General features: G+C 67.3%; 25 protein-coding genes. 19 read left to right on the forward strand and 6 right to left on the reverse strand.

The window, feature by feature from the left end:
• Positions 1 to 666: 666 nt before the first annotated feature.
• On the reverse strand, positions 667 to 1,464 hold the full coding sequence (locus AC1RGU_RS15300) for an IclR family transcriptional regulator (RefSeq protein WP_492696761.1): 798 nt from the start codon (positions 1,462 to 1,464) through the stop codon (positions 667 to 669).
• Positions 1,465 to 1,573: 109 nt separating this feature from the next.
• Between AC1RGU_RS15300 and AC1RGU_RS15305 the strand changes: the two genes are divergently transcribed.
• From AC1RGU_RS15305 to AC1RGU_RS15395, 19 genes are all read left to right on the forward strand, one after another.
• Positions 1,574 to 2,731 (forward strand): acyl-CoA dehydrogenase family protein, encoded by a 1,158-nt coding sequence (locus AC1RGU_RS15305; RefSeq protein ID WP_492696762.1) that lies wholly within the window; start codon positions 1,574 to 1,576, stop codon positions 2,729 to 2,731.
• Positions 2,728 to 3,867, forward strand: coding sequence for an acyl-CoA dehydrogenase family protein (locus AC1RGU_RS15310; protein WP_492696763.1), 1,140 nt, complete (start codon positions 2,728 to 2,730; stop codon positions 3,865 to 3,867). Before AC1RGU_RS15305 ends, AC1RGU_RS15310 begins: the two co-directional genes overlap by 4 nt.
• Positions 3,868 to 3,901: 34 nt before the next feature.
• A complete protein-coding gene (locus AC1RGU_RS15315) occupies positions 3,902 to 4,870 on the forward strand; it encodes a Bug family tripartite tricarboxylate transporter substrate binding protein (RefSeq protein ID WP_492696764.1) in 969 nt (322 codons plus the stop codon).
• Entirely contained in the window at positions 4,870 to 6,087 is a 1,218-nt protein-coding gene (locus AC1RGU_RS15320) for a CaiB/BaiF CoA transferase family protein (RefSeq protein ID WP_492696765.1), read from the forward strand. Before AC1RGU_RS15315 ends, AC1RGU_RS15320 begins: the two co-directional genes overlap by 1 nt.
• A gap of 210 nt (positions 6,088 to 6,297) precedes the next feature.
• Positions 6,298 to 6,444, forward strand: a complete 147-nt coding sequence (locus AC1RGU_RS15325) for a hypothetical protein (RefSeq protein WP_167395048.1) — start codon at positions 6,298 to 6,300, stop codon at positions 6,442 to 6,444.
• Between the two features lie 16 nt (positions 6,445 to 6,460).
• Entirely contained in the window at positions 6,461 to 7,045 is a 585-nt protein-coding gene (locus tag AC1RGU_RS15330; RefSeq protein ID WP_492696766.1) for an A24 family peptidase, read from the forward strand.
• A gap of 33 nt (positions 7,046 to 7,078) precedes the next feature.
• The gene (cpaB, locus tag AC1RGU_RS15335) at positions 7,079 to 7,918 is read left to right on the forward strand and encodes a Flp pilus assembly protein CpaB (RefSeq protein ID WP_492696767.1); all 840 of its coding nucleotides are present in this window, start codon (positions 7,079 to 7,081) and stop codon (positions 7,916 to 7,918) included.
• 89 nt (positions 7,919 to 8,007) lie between these two features.
• Positions 8,008 to 9,471 carry a type II and III secretion system protein family protein gene (locus AC1RGU_RS15340; RefSeq protein ID WP_492697095.1) on the forward strand — a complete coding sequence of 488 codons (1,464 nt, stop codon included), beginning with the start codon at positions 8,008 to 8,010 and terminating at the stop codon, positions 9,469 to 9,471.
• An 11-nt stretch (positions 9,472 to 9,482) separates the two neighbouring features.
• Positions 9,483 to 9,776: a hypothetical protein gene (locus tag AC1RGU_RS15345; protein ID WP_095947060.1), complete on the forward strand. Its 294-nt coding sequence runs from the start codon at positions 9,483 to 9,485 to the stop codon at positions 9,774 to 9,776.
• A gap of 138 nt (positions 9,777 to 9,914) precedes the next feature.
• Positions 9,915 to 10,124 carry a Flp family type IVb pilin gene (locus AC1RGU_RS15350; RefSeq protein ID WP_095947061.1) on the forward strand — a complete coding sequence of 70 codons (210 nt, stop codon included), beginning with the start codon at positions 9,915 to 9,917 and terminating at the stop codon, positions 10,122 to 10,124.
• A gap of 105 nt (positions 10,125 to 10,229) precedes the next feature.
• Positions 10,230 to 10,409 (forward strand): Flp family type IVb pilin, encoded by a 180-nt coding sequence (locus tag AC1RGU_RS15355; RefSeq protein WP_095947267.1) that lies wholly within the window; start codon positions 10,230 to 10,232, stop codon positions 10,407 to 10,409.
• Between the two features lie 106 nt (positions 10,410 to 10,515).
• A complete protein-coding gene (locus tag AC1RGU_RS15360) occupies positions 10,516 to 10,692 on the forward strand; it encodes a Flp family type IVb pilin (RefSeq protein WP_095947062.1) in 177 nt (58 codons plus the stop codon).
• Between the two features lie 41 nt (positions 10,693 to 10,733).
• Positions 10,734 to 12,005, forward strand: a complete 1,272-nt coding sequence (locus AC1RGU_RS15365; RefSeq protein WP_492696769.1) for a pilus assembly protein TadG-related protein — start codon at positions 10,734 to 10,736, stop codon at positions 12,003 to 12,005.
• 5 nt (positions 12,006 to 12,010) lie between these two features.
• Positions 12,011 to 12,469, forward strand: coding sequence for a TadE/TadG family type IV pilus assembly protein (locus tag AC1RGU_RS15370; protein WP_492696770.1), 459 nt, complete (start codon positions 12,011 to 12,013; stop codon positions 12,467 to 12,469).
• A complete protein-coding gene (locus tag AC1RGU_RS15375; protein ID WP_095947064.1) occupies positions 12,466 to 12,894 on the forward strand; it encodes a TadE/TadG family type IV pilus assembly protein in 429 nt (142 codons plus the stop codon). Before AC1RGU_RS15370 ends, AC1RGU_RS15375 begins: the two co-directional genes overlap by 4 nt.
• Before the next feature lie 19 nt (positions 12,895 to 12,913).
• The gene (locus AC1RGU_RS15380; protein WP_492696771.1) at positions 12,914 to 14,065 is read left to right on the forward strand and encodes a CpaE/TadZ family protein; all 1,152 of its coding nucleotides are present in this window, start codon (positions 12,914 to 12,916) and stop codon (positions 14,063 to 14,065) included.
• 42 nt (positions 14,066 to 14,107) lie between these two features.
• Positions 14,108 to 15,487, forward strand: a complete 1,380-nt coding sequence (locus AC1RGU_RS15385) for a TadA family conjugal transfer-associated ATPase (RefSeq protein WP_492696772.1) — start codon at positions 14,108 to 14,110, stop codon at positions 15,485 to 15,487.
• Between the two features lie 9 nt (positions 15,488 to 15,496).
• Positions 15,497 to 16,486: a type II secretion system F family protein gene (locus tag AC1RGU_RS15390; protein ID WP_095947067.1), complete on the forward strand. Its 990-nt coding sequence runs from the start codon at positions 15,497 to 15,499 to the stop codon at positions 16,484 to 16,486.
• Between the two features lie 12 nt (positions 16,487 to 16,498).
• A complete protein-coding gene (locus tag AC1RGU_RS15395) occupies positions 16,499 to 17,416 on the forward strand; it encodes a type II secretion system F family protein (RefSeq protein WP_095947068.1) in 918 nt (305 codons plus the stop codon).
• A 42-nt stretch (positions 17,417 to 17,458) separates the two neighbouring features.
• On the opposite strand, the gene AC1RGU_RS15400 is transcribed toward AC1RGU_RS15395, so the two are convergent.
• The 5 genes from AC1RGU_RS15400 to AC1RGU_RS15420 form a co-directional block, all read right to left on the reverse strand.
• The gene (locus AC1RGU_RS15400; protein ID WP_095745836.1) at positions 17,459 to 18,154 is read right to left on the reverse strand and encodes a response regulator; all 696 of its coding nucleotides are present in this window, start codon (positions 18,152 to 18,154) and stop codon (positions 17,459 to 17,461) included.
• 32 nt (positions 18,155 to 18,186) lie between these two features.
• Entirely contained in the window at positions 18,187 to 19,875 is a 1,689-nt protein-coding gene (locus AC1RGU_RS15405; protein WP_492696773.1) for a sensor histidine kinase, read from the reverse strand.
• A 347-nt stretch (positions 19,876 to 20,222) separates the two neighbouring features.
• Entirely contained in the window at positions 20,223 to 21,374 is a 1,152-nt protein-coding gene (locus tag AC1RGU_RS15410) for a calcium:cation antiporter (RefSeq protein WP_492696774.1), read from the reverse strand.
• 8 nt (positions 21,375 to 21,382) lie between these two features.
• Positions 21,383 to 21,565, reverse strand: a complete 183-nt coding sequence (locus tag AC1RGU_RS15415; RefSeq protein WP_095745833.1) for a hypothetical protein — start codon at positions 21,563 to 21,565, stop codon at positions 21,383 to 21,385.
• The gene (locus AC1RGU_RS15420; RefSeq protein ID WP_095947072.1) at positions 21,562 to 21,765 is read right to left on the reverse strand and encodes a hypothetical protein; all 204 of its coding nucleotides are present in this window, start codon (positions 21,763 to 21,765) and stop codon (positions 21,562 to 21,564) included. Before AC1RGU_RS15420 ends, AC1RGU_RS15415 begins: the two co-directional genes overlap by 4 nt.
• Between the last annotated feature and the right edge of the window lie 849 nt (positions 21,766 to 22,614).

Consider the following 22,614-nt stretch of genomic DNA (forward strand, 5'->3'; position numbering starts at 1 on the left):
ACTTTAGATGGGTCAATCCGTACGTTCACGGTTACTCTACCCACATTGAACTGGCGCGCGGTTGGGTATTTGCTGGCCGTACTCTGCAAGGTCGTCGAACCGTTCGTGGCCTTCGCCTAAACGAACTGGCCGACATCGAAAGGCGTGCTCTTGTCGAGAGGCTCGAAATGCGTGGCGGTCGGTTATCGACGCTGGTGGCCGTGCTTTCCGAGGTCAATCAGCATCGCGCTCGAGATATAGCAAGAGCAGTAGCAGCCGTTCTCACACGTCGCCGTAGAGCCAAAACAGCACTGGTGTAGGAACGCCTCGAGGTAGGCGTCCAGCCAATTCATCCGTTCCTCAATCAGAGTAACTCCGTCGAGGGGTGTGCGTTGTCCGGCGAATGCTTGGATGCGGTGCTGATATGGTGGCTGTGCTTGACGAAAGCAAAGACGGCAAGCAGGTGAGGCGTGTGTGGTTAGTCGAGCCACGGTGCGGTTCTGCCGTAGATGCGAGTGTCCGCCGCTGAGCTGACCTAAGGCGCAACTCGGCGCGTGACAAGGGGAGGTTCTCTTGCTAGGCGGTGGTCGTCAATGCCTTTCCGACACGAAGAGCGTTACAGGCTCGCCCCGTCAACCCCGAACATTAACCCCCTCGCACGATCCCGAGATCCGCAATCTGCCTCCCTCACCGCAACCCCGACTGCCGATCCGCCGCCTCCACCAGCTGCATCAACCCCGGCCCGATCGTGTCCAGCAGCTGCGCCTTCTTCCAGCGAAACCCTGGCACCGCGCAGTTGAACAGCAACCGGCGCGGCCCGTAGCGGATGCGTGCGGCGGCGCCCGCGGCGAGCACGCCGAAGCCTGAATCGCCCAGGTTGATGGCGAAGCCGCGCTTGCCGTAGTGCGCCACGCTCTCGCGCACGCCTTCGAGGCAACGCGCGTGCTCGTCGGGCCGCTCGCGCTTCACATGCGCAAGGAACTCCTGGCGTTCGCCCGCGGGCAGCTGCGCGAGCCACGCGCGGCCCATGGCGGTCTCGACGATGCCGCGCACGGCGCCCACGCCGGGGCGCTTGAGGGTGCCGCCCTCGTGGGCGCAGGTTTCCAGGTAGACCACGTCGAGGTCGCTGGTCACGCCGACCGACACCGCGCCCTCGACGCGGTCGGCCAGCTGCTGCATGGCCGGGCGCAGCAGGGCCAGCATCGGCGTGTTGATGACGTAGGGGTAGCACAGCGCCACGGCGGCGGGGCCGATGAAGTAGCGGTCCAGGCGTTCGTCGTGGTCCAGGAAACCCATGGTGAGCAGGGTGCGGCACAGGCGCGAGACGGTGGGGCGCGACAGGCCGAGCTTGGCCGCGAACTCGCTGTTGGCGTGCGCGCGCGGGTCGCCGACAAAGGTCTGCAGGATGAGCAGGCCCTTGGCCAGGGTGCCGGCGATGTACGGGTCTTCGTCCCGCACCCGGCGCAGGTCGTCGGAATGCTTCATGGGCTGGCGGCGATTCTGGACAGGGCGGGGCATGGATGTGAATCGCAGTTTCAATAATTGAAATTCAGTGCCGGCAATTGTGGACCTGCTTCCTACAGTCGCGGCCACCATGATCCGAGACACCCCCCACTTCGAGGCCCTGCGGGCCGACATCCGCGCCTTCGTTCGCGAACGCTGGCATCCGCTGGAAGACCAGGTCAGCCGCGACAACGACATCCCGCCCGACGTGGTCGACGAGCTGCGGCGCAAGGGCTACTTCGGCTGGAGCATTCCCGAGGCCTACGGCGGCCAGGGCCTCACGACCGAAGAGCTGGTGCTGTGCGCGATGGAGCTGTCGCAGTCGTCGGTGGCGCTGCGCGCCCGTGTGGGCACCAACACGGGCATCGGCTCCGAAGCGCTGGTGGCCGACGGCACCGAGGCGCAGAAGCAGCGCTGGCTGCCGCGCATGGCGACGGGCGAGCTCACCGGCTGCCTGGCGCTGACGGAGCTCGAGGCGGGCTCGGAGGCGAGCAACGTGCAGACCACCGCGCGCCGCGAGGGCGAGCACTACGTGCTCAACGGCAGCAAGCGCTTCATCACCAACGCGCCGGTGGCCGATGTGTTCACCGTCATCGCCCGCACCGAAGACGGCTCGAAGGGCAGCAAGGGCGTGTCGGCGTTCCTGGTCGAGCGCGGGCCGGGACTGACCACAGGCGCGCCCTACCGAATGATGGGCCAGGCCGGCTCCTTCGTGTCGGACGTGCATTTCGACGAATGCCGCGTGCACGCCGACCAGCTCATCGGCGGGCGCGAGGGCATGGGCTTCCAGACGGTGATGAAGGTGCTCAACAAGCAGCGCCTGCACCTGGCGGCGCTGTGCACGGGCCCGGCGATCCGCATGCTGGACCTGGCCATGGCGCACACCAGCAGCCGCCATCAGTTCGGCCAGGCGGTGGCCGACTTCCAGCTGGTGCAGGCCATGATCGCCGACAGCCGCACCGAGATCTACGCGGCGCGTTCGATGATCCTCGAGGCGGCGCGTGCACGCGATCGCGGCGAAGACGTGGCGATGTCGGCTTCGATGTGCAAGTACTTCGCATCGGAGATGTGCGGCCGCGTGGCCGACCGCGCGGTGCAGATGTTCGGCGGCTCGGGCTACGTGGCCGACTTCAGCCCCATCGAGCGCTACTACCGCGACGTGCGCCTGTTCCGCCTGTACGAGGGCACGAGCCAGATCCACCAGCTCAACATCGCCAAGCTGGCGCTGCGCGAGGCGGGCGCGCGATGAACGTGCGCACGGACCTTGTGGCACGGGTGCGCGACTTCGTCGAGCGGCATTGCATCCCGCTCGAATCGACGGTCCACGTGCACGACCCGCGGGCGATGGACGCGGCGCTGTCGCAGCTGCGCCCGGTTGCGCGCGAGCGGGGCCTGTACCTGCCGCAGATGCCGGTGGAGGAGGGCGGGCTGGGCCTGTCGTGGGTCGAGCGCGCGGCGGTGTTCGAGGAGGCCGGTCGCAGCTACCTGGGCCCGGCCGCGCTCAACTGCGCGGCGCCCGACCAGCCCAACATGATCAGCCTGCTGCGCCAGGGCACGCCCGCACAGAAGCAGCGCTACCTGAGGCCCTTGGCCGAGGGCCGCATCCGCTCGTGCTTCGCGATGACCGAGCCGGCGCCCGGCGCGGGCTCCGACCCGTCGATGCTGCGCACCACCGCGCGGCGCGAGGGGGACGGCTGGGTCATCGACGGCCACAAGTGGTTCATCACCGGTGCGGTGGGCGCGGCCTTCTGCATCGTGCTGGGGCAGACGGAAGAGGGGCCCACGCAGTTCATCGTGAGCATGGACCACCCGGGCCTTTCGCTGGTGCGTGCCATCCGCGCCATCGACCCCTTCGCCGTGGGCGGCCATGGCGAGCTGCGCTTCACGGCCTGCCGCGTGGGCGCCGACGCGGTGCTGGGCGAGGTGGGCTCGGGCTTCGTGGCGGCGCAGCAGCGGCTGGAGCCCGCGCGGTTGTCACACTGCCTGCGGCTCATGGGCCGCGCGCGGCGCGCGCTCGAGATCGCGCAGGCCTACGTGTGCGAGCGCACGTCGTTCGGCGAGCGGTTGGCCGACCTGCAGCAGGTCCAGGCGATGGTGGCCGACTGCCACATCGACCTGCATGCCAGCCGGCTCATGAGCCTGGACTGCGCGCGCCGCATGGACGAGGGCCTGTCGGTGAAGACCGAGTCGGCGATGACGAAGGTCTTCGTGTCCGAAGCCCTGAACCGCGTGGCCGACCGCGCGGCGCAGATGTGCGGTGCGCTGGGCATGTCGGAAGACGCGCCCATTGCCCTCATCGTGCGCGAGCTGCGGCCGTTTCGCATCTACGACGGCGCCTCCGAGCTGCACCGCGCCACGCTCGGGCGCCGCTTCCTCACGCACTGACACGCTGAACACACAGAGAAACTGGAGACTGACGATGACGTCCTTGATCAAGAAAATTTCACACCTGGCTGCCGGCCTTGCATTCGGCCTGGCCGGATCGCTGGCGATGGCTGCCTTCCCCGATCGCCCCGTGAAGCTGGTCGTGCCTTTCCCCGCCGGCGGCAGCACCGACCTGGTGGCGCGCGAGGTGGCGCTGGAACTGGGCCACGCGCTGGGCCAGCCGGTCATCGTGGAGAACAAGCCCGGCGCCGGCAGCCTCATCGGCTCGGAGCTCGTGGTCAAGTCGGCGCCCGACGGCTACACGCTGCTCATGGCGGGCCTGACCAACATCTTCCTGCCCTACGTGCACAAGGGCCTCACCTGGAACCCGGTGGACGACTTCGTGCCCGTGGGCCTGGTGGCCGACTTGCCCAACGTGATCGCGGTCAACGCGAAGACGCCGTACCAGAAGCTGCCCGAGCTCATCGCCGCCGACAAGGCCAAGCCGGGCCAGCTCGCCTTCGGCTCCGCAGGCCCGAGCACGCCGTCGCACCTGGTGTGCGAAATGATCAACCACCAGGCGGGCATCAAGATGCAGCACGTGCCCTACAAGGGGAACGCGCCGGCGGTGAACGACCTGATCGCGGGCCACATCCCGGTGATGTGCAACAACCTCGGCGGCACGCTGCCCTACATGAGCAGCGGGCAGATCCGCATCCTGGCGCAGACCGGCCGCACGCGCTCGCCCTCGGCGCCCGACGTACCCACCTTCGCCGAGCTGGGCCTGCAGGGCTTCGACAGCGGCCTGTGGGTGGGCATCGTCGCGCCCAAGGGCACGCCCGATGCTGTCATGCGTCCGCTGCGAGCAGCGCTGGCCAAGGCCTTGCCCGCGGTGAAGGACAAGCTGGCCAAGCTGGGCGCGGCCGCGCTCGATCCGTCGCTGCCCGCCTACGGCCAGCGCATCGCCGCCGACCGCAAGCTGTGGGACCCGGTGCTCAAGCGCGTCGACCTGAAGGGCAACTGATGGGCCAGCCTGCCGACCACGCGCCCCTGCACGGGGTGCGCATTCTCGACATGGCGACCGTGCTCGCGGCGCCGTTCTCGGCCACGCTGTGCGGCGACATGGGCGCCGACGTCGTCAAGCTCGAACTGCCGGGCGGCGGCGATCCGCTGCGCGGGCTCACGCCGGTGCACGAGGGCCATCCGCTGTTCTGGAAGACCGCGAACCGCGGCAAGAAGGGCATCTCGCTGGACGTGCGCAAGCCCGAGGGCCGCGTGCTGTTCCTGCGGCTCATCGCCGGCTTCGACGTGCTGGTGGAAAACTTCCGAACCGGCACGCTGGATGCGTGGGGCCTGGACATCGCCACGCTGCACGCGGCCAACCCGCGCCTCATCGTGCTGCGCCTCACGGGCTTCGGCCAGACCGGCCCGTATGCGCGCCGGCCGGGCTTTGCGCGCATCTTCGAAGCGATGAGCGGCTTCACGCACCTGACCGGCGAGCCCGGCGGTCCGCCGCAGCACATGAACTATCCGCTGGGCGACGTGGTGGCGGGCCTCTTTGGTGCGTTCGCTATCAGCACCGCGCTGGCCGAGCGCAATGCGCTGCCGCTCGCGCAGCAACGGGGCGCCGAGATCGACCTGTCGGCCACGGAGGCGATGTCGCGCCTGCTCGATCCGCTGGCGGCCGAGCATCGCATCGGAGGCGTGGTGCGCGAACGAACCGGTTCGCGCGCCACCTACACCGCGCCGTCCAACGTGTTCCGCGCGGCCGACGGCGTGTGGTTCACGCTGGTGGGCACGGGCGGGCCGATCTTCGCGCGCATCTGCCGCGCGATCGACCGAGAAGACCTGCTCACCGACGTGCGTTTTGCCGACAACGCCGCGCGCATCCGTCACCTCGAGGCGCTGGACCGCATCATTGCCGACTGGTGCGCCAGCCTGCCGTTCGCGGAACTGGCCGCGCGGCTGGACCGCGAAGACGTGCCCTACAGCAAGGTGTATTCGATCGCCGACCTGCGGGCCGACCCGCACATGCAGGCACGCGGCGCCTTCATCGACGTGCCCGACGAACAGTTCGGCACCGTGCCGGCACCGGCGGCGGTGCCGCGCTTCGTGGGGCGCGAAGGCGTACGGCCAGCCGCCACGGGGCCGCGCACGGGGCAGCACAACGCCGAGGTGTATGGCGGGCTGGGCCTGGGCGAGGCACAGCTCGCGGCGCTGCGCGACGCGCAGGTGATCTGAAGCGCGCCCGCGCTTTCGCCTGTCCTGCGGGGTAGGCGTTTTGTCATGCCTGTCCCCGTGCCGTCGCGGGACACCTGACTCCCCCAGAAAAGGGCGCTCCGCTCATGTGCGAAAGCGGTGCGATTCCTACAGTCATCCCCATGCCGAACGCTTCTTCCCACGCCGGGAAGGCCAGCGGCTTCGGCCGGCCACGATCACCGGGGACACCGCATGGAACCGCTCGAAGTTCTGCCGAGAACCGCCCTGAGCCTGCTGCGCGAAGACGCCGGCATGTCGTTCATGGAGGTTGCGCTGATCGGTGCGCTGGTGATGGTCGTGGCCATTTTGCTGGTGCTCGCCCTGCGGCGCAGTGCCTGAACACGGGGAGCCCGCCATGCAGGAATTCAACGCTGTTCTCGAACTGCTCGCGATGCTGGCCACCGACATCCGCATGCTGGCGCTCTTCGCGCTGCTCGGCGTGGCGGCTGTCAGCGACTGGCGCTCTTATCGCATTCCCAACTGGCTGACCTTCGGCGGCGCGTGCTTCGCCCTCATCTACGGAACGATGGCGGCACGCACGCCGGCGTCGGGCGCGGCGAGTGCATTCGGTGGCCTGGCCGTGGGCTTCGCCGCGATGCTGCCGTTCTATGCGCTCGGGATCATGGGCGCCGGCGACGTCAAGCTGATGGCGATGACCGGGGCCTTCCTGGGGCCCCAGCAGACGCTGATGGCCTTGCTCTTCACTTTCATCGCGGGCGGCGTCGCGGCGCTGGCCTTCGCGATCCATCGCCGCCGCCTGGTCCACATGCTTGGCAACGTCAAGGCCACGGCGCAGGGCATGGTCATTTCCAGCATCGCGGGCATGCGGCCCGACGGGCGCCTGCAGGCGGGCCAGTCTGTGGGCAAGTTGCCCTACGGCGTCTGCATTGCGGCGGGCACGGTGGTCCAAGTGCTGGCGCACCAGCTGGGCTTTGTCTAGCTCCTACATGTTTCACCCCTGGCGGAGGTTCGTATGAAGAACATCAAGGCGATCGGGCTGATCTTTCTGGCCCTGCTGTTCGGGCTGGCGGCCGCGGTCTACGCGACCGGCTGGATCTCGCGACAAGGCGGCATCGCGTCCAACAAGGTCGTGGTGGCCGCCGTCGACATCGACCTGGGCAGCCGCGTCAACGCGCAGATGCTGTCCACGGTCGACTGGCCCAGCGGCTCGGTGCCCAACGGCTCCTTCAGCGACATCAAGGCGCTGAACGACCGCGTGGTGAAGGTCGGCGTGCTGCGCGGCGAAGCGCTCATCGAGGGCAAGCTGGCGCCGGTGGGCACGCAGGGCGGGCTGTCGGCAGTGATCGCCAGCGGCAAGCGGGCCATGACGGTGCGCGTCAACGACGTGGTCGGCGTGGCGGGCTTCGCGCTGCCGGGCAACTACGTCGACGTGATGGTCAACGCCCAGCAGGACAAAGGGCGCGGCGAAGACGCGCTGCAGATCAGCAAGACCGTGCTCGAGAAGGTGCTGGTGCTGGCGGTGGCCCAGGAGGCCAACCGCGACGACACCAAGCCGAAGGTCGTGAGCGCGGTGACGCTCGAGCTTTCGCTCGAAGACTCCGAGAAGCTCGACCTGGCACGCAGCGTGGGCACCCTGTCGCTCGTGCTGCGCAACCAGATGGACAAGACCACGGTCGCCACCCTGGGCATCACCAAGGGGCAGCTGTTCGGCGAGAAGAAGGACATCGTGCCGGTCTCCACCGCGGCGGCTCCGGCCCGCCCGCGGGTGCGGCTGGCAGGTCCCGCCACGCCGCGAGCCTCCGAGTGCGTGGAAGTGATCCAGCACACAGGCCGCTCGCTCACCTGTTTCTGATCGTCCATCAGGAGGAACACCAAGTGCGCCCACTTACAACAACCATCGCCCGTCTGCTGGCGACCCTCGCGACAGTGGCGACCCCCGCCATGGCCGCGGAGGTCGTGGCAGCCGCCCCCACCACGGCCGCCGCCATGCCTGCGCCTGCTGCGGCAGCTGCAACGGTTGCGGCAGCACCCGCGGCCCCGGCCAGCCGGCGCTGCACCGCCATCATTCCGGACTCCGACCCGACCTATGCCGTGCTCGGCAAGTCGGTGGTCATTCCGTTGAAGGCGCGCGTGGTGCGCATCGTGGTCAGCGGCCAGCCCCAGAACCAGGCGGCCGCGCCGGTGGCGCCGGCGCAGGGTGCGGCAGCCATGGCGGCGCCCCCCCAGCCCCGCAGCGATGGCGTCGGTGACATCGAGGTCACGCTGCTGAGCCCGACCGACCTGTTCTTCCGCGGCCGCCAGGCCGGCTCGATGAACGTCGTGCTGCAAAGCGCCGACGGCACCTGCTACATCAAGGACGTGATCGTCACCATCGATCCCGGGGCGCTGCAGGCCAAGCTGGCCGAGCTGATGCCCGAAGAGCGCCGCATCCGCGTGCGCAGCGCCGAGCGCTCCATCGTGCTCACCGGCGAGATCAGCGACGCGCTGAAGCTGGACGACGTGATGGCCCTGGCCGCGGCCTACGGCGCCGACGGCAAGAAGGTGGTGAACCTGCTGCGCGTGGGGACGCCCCAGCAGGTGATGCTCGAGGTGAAGATCGCCGAGGTGAGCAAGACGCTGCTCGACCGGCTGGGTTCGCGCGTGGGCTACTCGCGCACGAGCGGCGGCGGCCTGCACAACTACTCGCTGATCTCCAATTTCCTGAGCACGGGCGGCGGCCTGGTCGAGGCGCTGCGCATCGGCCGCGGCGTGGTGACCATCGACGGCCAGAAGGACGACGGCCTGGTGCGCATCCTGGCCGAGCCCAACATCATGGCCATCAGCGGCCAGCAGGCCAGCTTCCTGTCGGGCGGAAAGATCTTCATCCCGGTGGCGCAAAGCGGTGGCAGCGGCATCGGGAGCACCATCACGCTGGAAGAAAAAGAGTTCGGCATCGGCGTGAAGTTCATGCCGACGGTGCTCAACGGCGACCGCATCAATCTCAAGATGGTGTCCGAGGTGTCGGACCTGTCGCAGACCGGCTCGCCCTTCACCACGGTCGGGGGCGTGACGTCCGTCGTGCCTTCGCTCACGGTGCGGCGCGCCGACACCACGGTGCAGCTCAACGACGGACAGAGCTTCGTCATTGCCGGGCTCATCAAGAGCAACGCGACGGAGGCGATCAAGCGCTATCCGGGCCTGGGCGAAGTGCCGGTGATGGGCGCGCTGTTCCGCAGCACCGAGTTCCAGAACGAGCAGACCGAGCTGATGTTCGTCATCACGCCGCGCCTGGTGCGCCCGCTGGCCGAGTCGCCGCGTGTGCCGACCGATAACCACGTGCTTCCCAGCCGCGCCGAGATCTACCTCAACGGCGCCCTCGAAAGCAGCACCCCGGCCCCGGCCGCCCCGGCCAGCGAAACCCCGTGAGGAGCCCCGCCATGTTCATCCGATCGACCCCCCTCGTGCTCGCATGCCTCCTGGCAGCAGGCTGCTCGAGCGTCACGCCCCACTACGACGCGCGCTTCGGCGAAGCCGTGCGCGATGCCAGAAAGAAGATGACGCTGAACCCGAACGCCGGCAAGAACGGCGACCCGGTCACGGGCATGGACGGCCGTGCGTCGCGCGAGGCGATGGTGCAGTACCAGGAGTCCTACAAGACGCCACCGCCGGTGACCAACGTCATCAACATCGGCGGCGGCATCGGCAGCCAGAGCGGCGGCTCGGGAAAGTGACAGGCCGCGTGAGGCGGGTTCATTCCACTCGAGTCTTCACATGGAAAGGAGAACGCGACGAATTGCAATGACATTTTTCCACCACCACTCTTTTTCAAACCCGATTTCCAACTGTTCAAACCTTGAAAGGAAAGAACCATGAAAAACTTTCTTAAGGCCATCGGCCAATCGACACGCGGCTTCATGCTCGAGGAAGAAGGCGCACAGGTCGTCGAGTACGCGCTGATCATCGCGGTCGTCTCGATCGCGCTGGTCATCGCGTTGAGGTTGCTCACCACAGGGGCCACCTTCACGAACTTCATCGGTCGCGTCAACACGTGCCTGAACGGGCCGGGCCCCTGCGTCTAAATGGCGTTCAGGGAGGGAGCGGGGCCGGTCCTCCGGCCTGCTTCATTCCATCCGTTCATGCGCTTCCACCTGACTCTTTTTTCACCACAAATCGAGGTCATCACCATGTTCAAAAGATTTCTGAAAGACGAAAGCGGTGCTCAGGTCGTGGAGTACGCGCTGATCATCGCCGTCGTTTCCATTGCGCTGGTTGTTGCGCTGCAGTTGCTTGCCAGCGGGGCGCCCTTCACGAACTTCATCGGTCGCGTCAACACGTGTCTGAACGGGCCGGGCCCCTGCGTCTAAGTGGCGTTCGGGGAGGGGAGCGGGGAGGGCCCCTCCGGCTCGTTTCGCTCCACCTTCTCACCCGTTTCCACGCGACTGTTTCTTCACAAGAGCCGAGGTCATCACCATGTTCAAGAAATTCCTGAAGGACGAAAGCGGTGCCCATGTCGTGGAGTACGCGCTGATCATCGCCATCGTCTCTATTGCATTGGTGCTCGCGCTGCAGCCGTTGGTGACCGCAGCGGATTTGGGAACCCTCGTCGCCCGGATCGTCGTCTGCCTGAGCGGCTCCGGCTGCGTGTAGGGCAGAAACGTCTTCTCCATCGTCCAACAAGAGGTCCGATCATGAAAGCCCGCCGCACCCCTCGCCGCCAGCGCGGCGCGATGATCGTCACGGCCGCGCTGTTCCTGTTGTTCCTGCTCGGCTTCATGGGCATTGCGCTCGATTTCGGCCATTTGTTCGTCGTCAGGACCGAGCTGCAGACAGCTGTGGACAGTTGCGCGCTGGCCGCGGCGCGCGAGCTCGACAAGACGAGCTCGGCGATCACGCGGGGCAAGAGCGCCGGCCAGACGGCCGGCAACGCGAACGGGGTGAACATGCAGTCGGCCACCTGGGGCGGGCAGGGCCAGATCACAGCCGCTGAAGTCACGTTCCGCGACGCTTCCTATGCGCCCACGAGCGTTCCCACCGCGGCCGTCTACGCACAGTGCGCGCACAGCCAGCCCAACATCAGAATGTGGCTGATGCAGGCCATCGGCGCCTTCTCGGGCGACACCGCCGGCAACCCCGCGACACGCAGCGTGGCGGCGAGCGCCGTCGCCACCCGGGCGAGCGCACAGACCGCATGCCCCATTCCGGTCGCGGCGAAGCCGAAGCCGGGCGGCACGGCGCCGAACTACGGCTTTGTCGTCGGCGAATGGGTGACGCTCATCATGGCGCAGAACGCTGCCGTGGGCGGCCAGATCGGCTGGGCCAACCTCGACGGCAGCAACAGCGCCTCGGAAACCGAAGCCGAACTCAACGGTCGCTGCGGCGCCAGGGTGGGCGACACGATCGGCACCCCCGGTGTGCAGACCTCGGTGGCCGACACCTGGAACTACCGCTTCGGCATCTACAAGAACAGCGGCGATCCGAGCGTGGATCGGCCCGACTACACCGGCTATGCCTACACCTCGCTCAACTGGCCCGCGCAGTTCAATGCCTACACCGGCGCGCCAGGCGGTGGCGCAGACCCGACCGCCCAGAACTTTGTGACCAAGCGAGCCGCTTTCGCGTCCTGCGCGGACACCGGCACCAAGGTGAAGGGTGCGAACAGCTGCGAGTCGATCACCGGGTTGTCGCTCAACAGCTTCCAGAAGCTGGCCACGCCCGGCAACGTGGCCGGAGGCCACATGCAGTACGGCATGGACCGCCGCTTCGTCACGGTGCCGGTCATCGACGGCGGCAACCACGTGATCGACTACCTCTGCATGCTGATGTTGCAGCCGCTGAGCATTCCGATGACCGACACGCAACTGGAATTCCTCGGCAACGCGGGAGCCGCCGCAAGCCCCTGCACCACCAGCGGGCTGGCCGGTGGATCGGCAGGCCCGCTGGTTCCGGTCCTGGTGAGGTGACCATCATGAAAAATTCCCATCGCACCCAGCATGGCGCCGCGCTGATCGAGCTGGCGCTCATCACGCCGCTGCTGCTGCTGCTGACCTTCATCACCACAGAGTTCGGCCGTGCGGTGTACGAGTACAACACGGTCGTCAAGTCGACCCGCGATGCGGTGCGCTACCTGTCGGTGCAGACGCCCGGCACGCACATCGCCGAGGCGCGCAACCTGATCGTGTACGGCAACATCGCCGGCACCGGAACACCGCTGGCACGCGGGCTGAGCCTTTCGAACGTGCCCGCCGGAAGCTGCTGCACCTGGCAGGCAGCAGGAGCCAACCCGATCATCACCACGGTCACGGTGCGCGTCAGCAGCTACGCCTTTCATTCGCTGTTCCCTTCGGTGATGGGCGTCGTTCTCACCGGAGCGAACGGCAACATCGTCTTCAGCGACATCACCGCCACCATGAGGGCTCCGTCATGAGACACCACGTCAAGGGCGCGACCACCGTCGAATTCGCCTTGGGTCTGCTCATCTTCCTGATGCTCGTGCTCGGTATCGTCGACTTCTCGCGCATGCTGTTCATGTGGAGCGCGGCCCAGGAGGCAACGCGCGCGGGAGCCCGGTATGCGGTGGTGTGCGACGACACCGCCTACCAGGCCCAGGTGCTCGCTCGGATGCAGGCGCTGCTGCCACAGATCAACACGGTGTCGGTGACGTGGGAGCCTTCGGGCTGCACGGCGGCCACGTGCCAGGGTGTCACGGTCGGCATCACCGGCCTGAACTACCAGTGGATTTCTCCCATCGTGGGCGCCGCGGCGCCGCTGATCCCCATGCCTGGGTTCTCCACGTATCTGCCGCGCGAGGTCATGCGCAGGGATCCGAACAGCGCGGCCATCTGTTCCTAACAGCACACCGGACACGACCATGAAGATCGCCATCGTTTCCCCCAATCCGAACCACCTGCAGGACATGCGCAAGGTGCTGGAGCCGCGCGGCCATGCCGTGTCGCTCTTCGAAGGCGGCAAGAGCCGGATGCAGGCGGTCGTCGAGAAGGTCGCGCCCGACCTGCTGCTGGTCGACGGCATGTGCTGCGACCCGCAGGAACTCTCGCTGGTGGAGGCCCTGACCTTGAGGCATCCGACGGTGGCGGTGGTGCTGCTGTGCGCGATGCAGACGCCCGAGTTCCTGATCCACGCGATGCGCGCGGGCGTGCGCGAGGTGCTGCCGTCGCCCGCCGACACCGCCGCGCTCGAGGCCGCCGTCGATCGCATCGCGCTCAAGATGGCCGGCTCGCAGGCGCGCAGCCCCGGGCGGGTGGTGGCGTTCATGCCCTGCAAGGGCGGCAGCGGGGCGACCTTTCTCGCGACCAACGTCGCGCACCAGCTGTCGCGCGAGCGCTCGGTGCTGCTGATCGACCTGAACCTGCAGTTCGGCGATGCGCTGTCGTATGTGAGCGACCTGCGCCCGACAGCGACGATGGCCGACGTGGCGCGCGACATCGGGCGCCTCGACGCCTCGCTGCTGGCGGCGAGCGTGGTGCGCGTGTCGCCCAGCTACAGCATCCTGCCCGCGCCCGAAGACCTGGCGCGCGCGATGGACGTCAAGGCCGAGCACATCGACGCGATCCTGCAGGTGGCGCTCGCGCAGTACGACTTCGTGATCTTCGATCTCGGCACGCGCATCGACACGCTCACGCTGCGCGTGCTCGACCGCGCGGAGCGCATCTTTCCCGTGATGCAGACCAGCCTGCCGCACATCCGCAACGTGACGCGCCTGATGCAGGTGTTCAAGTCGCTCGGCTACGCCGCCGGCAAGGTCGAGCTGCTGGTGAACCGCAGCACCGGCGGCGGCGAGATCGGGTTGTCGGACATGCGCCGGTCGCTGCCCGGCGCGACATTCACGACGGTGCCGGACGGCGGCAAGGACGTCGACGCCTCCATCAACCGCGGTGTGCCGCTGGCGGAGATGTCGCGCGGCAGCGCACTCGCCAAGCGCCTCGACGAGATCGCCCACACGCTCAGCCCGCGGCCGGAGGCGACGCCCGGCTTCATGGGGCGGCTGTTCCGCCGTGCCTGAGACAGGGCGGATTCCCATCAATACCCAGGCGGAGGTGCCAACATGTCATTCAGGGAACAACTCAATGCGATCGACAGCGATGCCGGTGCGCGGCCGGCGGGGCCAGCGGGGCCGGTCCTCGAGCTGACCACGTCGCCTTTCGCCTCGGACACCTACAAGCTGCTGAAGGAGCGCATGCACCTGAAGCTGCTGGACCGCTTCGACCTGGCGGCGCTCGAAACCCTCCAGCCCGACGCCCTGCGGCAGGAAATCTCGACCATGGTCGGGCGGCTGCTGCAGGAAGAGCCCGAGGCGCTCAACGACATCGAGCGGCGCACGCTGATCCGCGACATCCAGCACGAGATGCTGGGCTTCGGGCCGATCGAACTGCTGATGGCCGACCCGACCGTGTCGGACATCCTGGTCAATTCGCCGGACCAGATCTACGTGGAGCGTCGCGGCCGGCTGGAGCTGACCAACGTGAGCTTCACCGACGAGAAGCACCTGCTGCGGATCATCGACAAGATCGTCTCGCTGGTGGGGCGTCGCATCGACGAGTCCAGCCCGATGGTCGATGCGCGGCTTCCCGACGGTTCACGGGTCAACGCCGTCATCGCGCCGGTAGCGCTCGACGGGCCGATGATGTCGATCCGTCGCTTCGCAAAGATCCCGCTGCGCATGGCCAACCTGGTGGGCGATCTCAAGTCGCTCACGCCGCCGATGGCGCAGATGCTCGAGGGCCTGGCCCAGGCCAAGGTCAACATGCTGATCTCGGGCGGCACCGGGGCAGGGAAGACCACGCTGCTGAACATTCTCTCGGGCTTCATTCCGGAGACCGAACGCATCATCACCATCGAGGATGCGGCCGAACTCCAGCTGCAGCAGCCGCACGTCGCGCGCATGGAGACGCGGCCGATGAACATCGAAGGCAAGGGAGAGATCACGCAGCGCGCGCTGGTGCGCAATGCGCTGCGCATGCGGCCCGACCGCATCGTGATCGGCGAGGTGCGCGGCGCCGAGGCGGTCGACATGCTGCAGGCCATGAACACGGGCCACGAAGGCTCGCTGACCACCATCCACGCCAACTCGCCGCGCGATGCGCTGGCGCGGCTGGAAAACATGATCGGCATGGCGAACCTGAACCTGCCGCACCGCACCGTGCGCCAGCAGATCGCCTCGGCGATCACGGTGGTGGTCCAGGTGTTGCGGCTGGTCGACGGGCGGCGCAAGGTCACCAGCATCCAGGAGATCACCGGCATGGAGGGCGAGATCGTCACCATGCAGGAGATCTTCACCTTCCACCAGACGGGCATGGGTCCCGACGGCCAGGTGCGCGGCCATTTCCACGCGACCGGTGTCCGGCCGAAGTTCATGGAGCGGCTGCATGCGTACGGCGTGGAGATGCCCGACAGCATCTTCGATCCTGAAAAGCACTACGAATAGGAGCTCGCCATGTTCGACAACCTGGGTGGTGACACGCTGATCACGGTCACGGTGCTGGTCTTCGTGACCGCGCTGCTCATGATCGAGGGGCTCTACCTGCTGTGGCGGTCCTACAAGGGGCCCGACGCGCGCAAGATCGAGAAGCGGCTGCAGGCGATGTCCGCCGCGGTCGACCGCACGCCGCAGGCCCATCTCGCCAAGGAACGCATGCTCAGCGACGTGCCCTGGATGCAGCGCCAGTTGCTGGCGCTGCCGCGGGCGCACCGGCTGGACCGCTTCATCCTGCAGGCAGGGCTGGACTGGACGGTGTCCAGCTTTTTGCTGGCCTGCGGTGCGCTCGGCGTGTTCGCGTTCTTCGCCGTGTGGCTCGCACACCAGCCCGTGTGGCTGGCGCTGCTGGCCGGGGCCGTGGCGGCGGTGCTTCCCGTCCTGTACCTGCAGCATCAGCGCAGCCGTCGGCTGGAGCGCCTCGAGAAGCAGCTGCCGGACGCGCTGGATCTCGTGACGCGCGCGCTGCGCGCGGGCCACTCCTTTGCCAGCGGCGTGCAGATGATCGGCGAGGAAATGCCCGAGCCGATCGCCAGCGAGTTCCGCCTGGTGGCCGACGAGGTGAATTTCGGCGTCTCGCTGCAGCAGGCGCTGACCAACCTCAGCGAGCGCGTGCCGCTCACCGACCTGCGCTACTTCGTGGTGTCGGTGCTGATCCAGCGCGATTCGGGCGGCAACCTGACGGAGGTGCTGGGCAACCTGAGCCGGCTCATCCGCGCGCGCTTCAAGCTGCTCGCGCGGGTGCGGGTGCTGTCGTCCGAAGGGCGGCTGTCGGCCTGGATCCTGGGCCTCATGCCGTTCGCCCTGGCGGGGCTCATGAACATCTTCAATCCCGAATTCATGGCGCCGCTGTGGACCGACCCGATCGGCCAGACGGTGCTGCGTTACATGCTGGTGCTGATGCTGGTGGGCATCGTGCTCTTGCGCAAGATCGTGAAGATCCACGTCTGAAGGAGAAGCGCCATGGCCATGCTGTTTCCCATCCTGGTTTTTCTGTCCGTGTCGCTGGCGGTCATCGGCCTGGCGGCGTGGCTGTCCCCGACGCGCACCGCGCAGCGGCTGCAGGCGGTGGCGCCGTCGTCCGGCAAGTCGGCCTGGACCGAGACGGCCGTCAAGCTCGTCGGCCCGTTCGCGCAGTTGTCGTCCCCGACCGGCGACGCCGACCTGTCGCCGCTGCGCGTGCGCTTCCTGAACGCCGGCATCCGCCATCCGGATGCGTACCTCATGTACTTCGGCCTGAAGACGCTGCTGCCGCTGGGCTTTGCGGCCGTCGCGTTCCTCATGTTGCAAGCGACGGGGTCGGAGGGCGGCATGACGATGCTGCTGTGGCTTGCGCTGGCCGCGCTGGCCGGCTGCTACCTGCCCAACCTGGTGCTGCGCATGCGCATCCGCGCTCGGCGCCGCGAGATCTTCGAGAACTTTCCCGACGCCGCCGACCTCATGCTGGTGTGTGTGGAGGCGGGGCTCGGGCTGGACGCCGGGCTGGCCAAGGTCACCGAGGAAATCAAGATCAAGAGCCAGGCGCTCGCGCAGGAGCTGCACTGGACCAACCTGGAAATGCGCGCCGGCGGCACGCGCGAGAAGTCGTTGCGCAACCTGGCGCTGCGCACCGGCGTGGAAGAAATAGGCACCTTCGCCACCATGCTGACCCAGGCGGACCGCTTCGGCACCAGCATCGGAGAGTCGCTGCGCGTGTTTTCGGACGACCTGCGCCACAAGCGCCAGGTGCGCGCCGAGGAGCTGGCGGCGAAGGTGCCGACCAAGATGCTGCTGCCGCTGGTGCTGTGCATCTTCCCGTGCATCTCGCTCGTGATCCTCACGCCGGCGGTGATCCGCGTGGTCCGGATGATCGGGCCGATGCTGAGCGGCGGGCAGCTTTGAGAGGGCGCGCACGCGGCGCACCGCGTGCGCCGCTGCAGCGGATCAGGCCGCCAGCGTGTCGAGCTGGTGCTTGATCGCGTAGATGTACAGCTCGAGCCGGTTCGTGACGCCCAGCTTCTGGTAGATCGCGCACAGGTGATTGCGCAGCGTGTGCTCGGTGACGAAGGCGCGCTCGGCAAGCGCCTTGTTGGAGGCGCCGCAGCCCGTCGCGACGATCCGGATGATCTCGCGCTCCTTGTGCGTCAGCGTGGCCTGGCGCGCCGTGTCGGGGTCGGCCTTCGGCGGCTTCCTGGCCGACGTGAGTTCGGAGAAGACGCGGCCCATGGTCTGCGCGTCGACGCACAGTTCGCCACGGAAAACGCGCTCGATGGCGTCGAGCAGCTGCTGCGCCGACGCGTCCTTGCCCACCACGCCGCGCGCGCCGCGCAGTATGGCCAGGTCGAGCGTGCGTTGTTCTTTCTCGGCCGTCAGCACCATCACGCGCGACACCTCGTTGGTCAGCAGCCGGGGCAGGATGTCCAGCGCGCTGTGGCCGTCCAGGTCGAGGTCGAGCACGATGACATCGGGTGCGAGGCTTTGCGCCGTGGCCACTGCTTCGTCGCAACAGCTGGCCGTGCCGACCACCTTCATGCGCGGCTGTTCGCCGTCGATCAGCTTCGACAGGCCCCACAGCATGGTCTTGTGGTCGTCCACGAGCAGCACGGCAATGGGATGGTCGGGATGGTCGAGGGTTTGCATGACGGACTCCTTCCTGTGTCTGCGGCGTACGGTCAGATCGGGATTTCGATCCGCACCGCCGTGCCGCCATTCGCGCATCGGTCGACATGCGCCTGGCCACCCAGGGCCGCGGCGCGCTCGGTGAGGGAGCGGGGGTGGAAGGCGGTGAAGCTTTCCTGGCAGGGGTCGTTCTCGATGCACAACGCCAGCTGGCCGTTCTTGCAGTCGATGCGCACGCTGCCGTGGCGCGCATGGGTGTGCTTGCAGATGTTGTTCAGCCCTTCGCTCACCATCTGCAGCAGCTCCGCGGTCACGCGGTCGTCCAGGTGCAGCGGGCCGTCGACGGCCATCACGATGTCGATGTCGATGCCGTACAGGCCCTTGATCCGCGCGGCCTGGCGTTCCAGGTGGGGCCGCACCAGCCCGCCGGGGTCGTCGTTCGCACCGTGCCTGACTTCGCCGGCGTAGCGGCGCAGGTCGGCGATCACGCCGTCGGCCACGTCCGCGAGCTTGTCCAGGTCTTCGCGCAGCGGGTTGTCGGCGGCGGCCCGCTTGCGCAGCGCGCACAGGCCCATGCGCAGGCCGATGTAGGGCTGGATGGCGGTGTCGTGCAGGTCGAGCGCGATCTTCAGGCGCTCCGTCGACGCGGCTTCGGAGGCCATGCGATCGAGCACCTCGATGGTCTCGATGACCGGGAAGATCTGTTCCATGAGGTGGGCGAGGAACAGCGCGTCGGACTTGCCCAGCCGCCCGTCGCGCGACGAGATGAACACCCGGCCTTCGCCCAGGCGCATCGGCAGCGGCGCGCTGATGAAGGCCCGCGCCTCCAGCAGGGCGGCGATGGTGGTGCAGTGCGCAGCGCCTGCTTCGTCGGCGCTGCGCCAGGCGGTAGTGCCCGCTTCGAAGACACGGTGCTGCGCGCGCAGGTGGTTCAGCGGCCAGGGCAGGCGGTTGCTCAGCACGACGCTGTCGGGCGCCAGGGCCATGAGCGGCGATTCCGCGAGGCGGCCGATGGTCTCGATGCTCACCTGCTCGCAGGTGTCGTCCTCGCGCAGCGTGCGCAACAGCCAGGTGCCGGTGGCGCGGTCGCGCGTCAGCAGGATGCAGTGGCTGGCCCGGAAGAAGGCCAGCGTGCGCTCCATCGTGCGGGCGATGGTGCGTCCGGCGCCGAAGCGCGGGTTCGACAGCTGGCTCACCTCGCCCAGCAGCGCCAGGCGTCGTTGCAGCGCCAGCTTGGAGCCGCCCCAGTACACGATCATGTGCCCCAGCGCCAGGAGGAAGGCGGTGCGCATCAGCAGCTGCGGCGTGTCGTCCGTGCCCGTGGCCAGTCCGCAGGCGGCGAAGGAGGCGACCGAGGCGATCGTCACGCGGGCGCCTTCCTCGAAGCCCCAGCGGAACGACGATGTGAGGATGGCGAAGAAGTAGAAAAGGAAGAACAGGCTGTGGGTGCCGTCGGTCACCGCCATGATCAGCGTGAACCACAGCACGTCGGACCAGTGGATGGTTCGGCCCTGGAAGTAGGGCCGCCCCATCGCCGTGCAGACGTGGATCAGCAGGCTGTGAAGGATGTAACCGAAGAAGGCCAGCCAGACCGCTGCGGGGACCTGCTGCCGGCTATCGGCGGCGTCGACCGTGATCGCCAGCAGGGCCGAAATCGACAGCACGAGCCGCATGCGTCCCACCATGAGCGCATCCGCCGCCAGGCTGGCGTCGATGCTGGGGGCGGAGCCGCGAACTCGCATGGGGATGCATCCTGTGCATGGACCATGTCAGGCACCGCGAGGGATCGCGGTACGGGCGGGAGCGCTCGGCAGTGACAGTTTGGAATACATTTTTCTTGCCTGAGACCACAACGTGTGACGAGTTCACATTACTACTTTGGTGTTCAGATGCAATTGAAATCTCGTTCCATTGACATTTGGTAACTATATTTGCATTGGATTGCATGCGGATAAATGAGGCCGCTGCACAGGGCGGCGAGAGAGCATGGTGCCGGTTGGGGAGGCCTCGGAGAGGGCGAGGTACCTCAACGGGGCGTCCGCCTGCCTTGGCGAAGGCGCAGGCCGCGGGGTAACCCCGTTGCGCGGCCTCAGGGCAGGAACAGCAGCATTCCGTACACCGCAAACAGCATCAGGTGCATGAGCCCCTGGATCGGCGACGTGCGCTGCCCGTTGAAGCTCAGCAGGCTCAGCACCGCCGTCACCGCGAACAGCAGGGTTTCGGCGCCCGAGATGCCCATGAGCACCTGCTTGCCCGTGACCAGCCCGATGACCAGCACGGCCGGCACCGTGAGCCCGACGGTGGAGACGAAGGCGCCCAGGCACAGGTTGATGGCACGCTGCATCTCGTTGTTCATCGCGGCGCGCACGGCGGTGATCGACTCGGGCGTGAACACGATGATGGCGATGAGCACGCCGCCCACGGCCGCGGGCGCGCCGGCCGCGGCAATGCCGTAGTCGGTGACCACCGCGAGGTAGTGCGCGAGCAGCACGATGGGCAGGATCATCGCGAGCAACAGCAGCGAGCGAACGACCACGGCGCGCTTGTCCAGACGGGCGTGCTCCGCCTGCGCGGCAGGCGAGGGCGAGGTCGCCCGCACCGACATCCGCCCCGGCGCCGGCTGGATGAAGAAGCGCTGGTGGCTGCGCATCTGCATCCAGAGAAACGCGCCGTACAGCACGGCGGTGAGCACCGACATGCCGATCGCCTGCACCGGCGTGAACTCGCCCGCGCCCGAGCTGTGGTTGGGCAGCACCAGCGCCGTGCCGGTCAGCAGCACGATCATCGACAGGTAGGCGCCGGCGCCCTGCGCGTTGTATTCCTGGTCGCCGTGGCGCGCCGCGCCCGCGATCAGGCAGATGCCGATGACGAGGTTCAGGATGATCATCATCACGGCGAAGATCGAGTCGCGCCCGATGGTCGGAAACTCGCCCGGGCCCAGCAGCACCGAGGCGATGAGGATCACCTCGATCGACACGATCGAGAGCGTCAGGATCAGCGTGCCGTACGGCTCGCCCAGCTGGTGCGCCAGGTGGTCTGCCTCGCGCACCACGCCGAACGATGCGGCCAGGATGGTGACGAACAGCGCCAGGAACACGCAGCCGGCCACCACGGGGCTGATCGGCGCGGCCAGCCAGCGGTCACCGAAGGCGACGAAGAGGCCGACCACGAGCCAGGCGGCGGCGATCAGGGCCCAGGTGGCGGGCGGCACGAGGCGGGTGGAGGAGGGTGTTGTTGTCATGGGCGTTGTCACTCCGACATCAAGAGGGAAGCCAGGGCCAGCAGGCCGCTGCCAGCGAGGCTCAGCCCGCTCGCGGCCCACAGGGCCTTCACGTCGCGGGGTTCGCAGCCTTCGCGGCGCGCATGCCAGGCAGCGTAGGCCAGCGCCACCGCCATGGTCAGCGCGGGCCAGTGCAGATCAAGACCGTTCATCGCGCGGCCCCCGATGCGGTGGGTGCGCGCGGGCATTCGGCGCGGTAGGACAGCCGGGTCGCGCCCGTGCGCACGTGCAGGCGCACGGCGCCGAGCGTCAACCGGAAGGCATCCGGCACGGTGGCGCGAGCGCGAGGAAGGCGGAAACGGGAGAAGAAGCGTTGCGCAGCGAGGCGCCAGGAAGGGAGCAGTGCGGCCATGTCGAAACTTCGCGAGAAGTCAGGAAAGGGCCGTCCCTTGCAAGGTGGAGGTGCAAGACCGAGGTCGTCCTCGGCCCGGTTCGCACAGGGCGCGCGAACGAAAAAATGATAGCAGGGAAATCGGGGCCGACGCCCTCAGCCCCCGCGTGCGCGCACCTGGGCCGCGTGCAGGAGGCGGGCGCTGTCCACCTTCTGCTTGGACAGGAGCCGCATCCTGCTGCAGCTCGAGCAGCGGTACAGGCGCAGCCAGGGCAGCAGGCGCATCCACCCTCTGCGCGGCTGGCGGTCCATGTCCTGAAGGTGGCAGGGGCAGGCGGAAACCGAATGAGTCGACGACATTTGTCAGAGTGACCATGCTGTCCAGATCCCACCCTGACCAAGCTCTGCGGCTCTTCGGCTACTGGGAATTGAAAGTATTCATTCTTACGACAAATGTAAACAAGCACACTCACCTGTTCTGGGTATTCGGTGGCCTTCCCCTGCGTGCTTGCCGGCGCGCCACTGGCAGCAGTTCGCATTGCAAAACGCGTTGAAAGTGTGGAGCGCCCCCTTGCGCAACACGTTCTCGTGCGCATCGAGGTCGTGTACAGCTGTCGCTACCAACACGCCCCGCTTTTACAAATTCGGCGAATTAGAAAGTTTGAACTTTTGGCTCAATTTATTTTTCACTCCCATGAATTGCCACCGGTTTGATCTCACACCTTAACAAGGCGTCATTTAAATCGGAGGCAGCCCGTTGCTCGATTGGAAAACGAATGGATTACTCTCAGTTCTCCTGTGAAAACTCCTCTGGCACGCGTGAGAAAATAGAGATCAAATAGAAAGAAAATTAACCTTCACATGATCAGG

The sequence above is a fragment of the Variovorax sp. GW823-FHT02B07 genome (genome assembly GCF_058797695.1).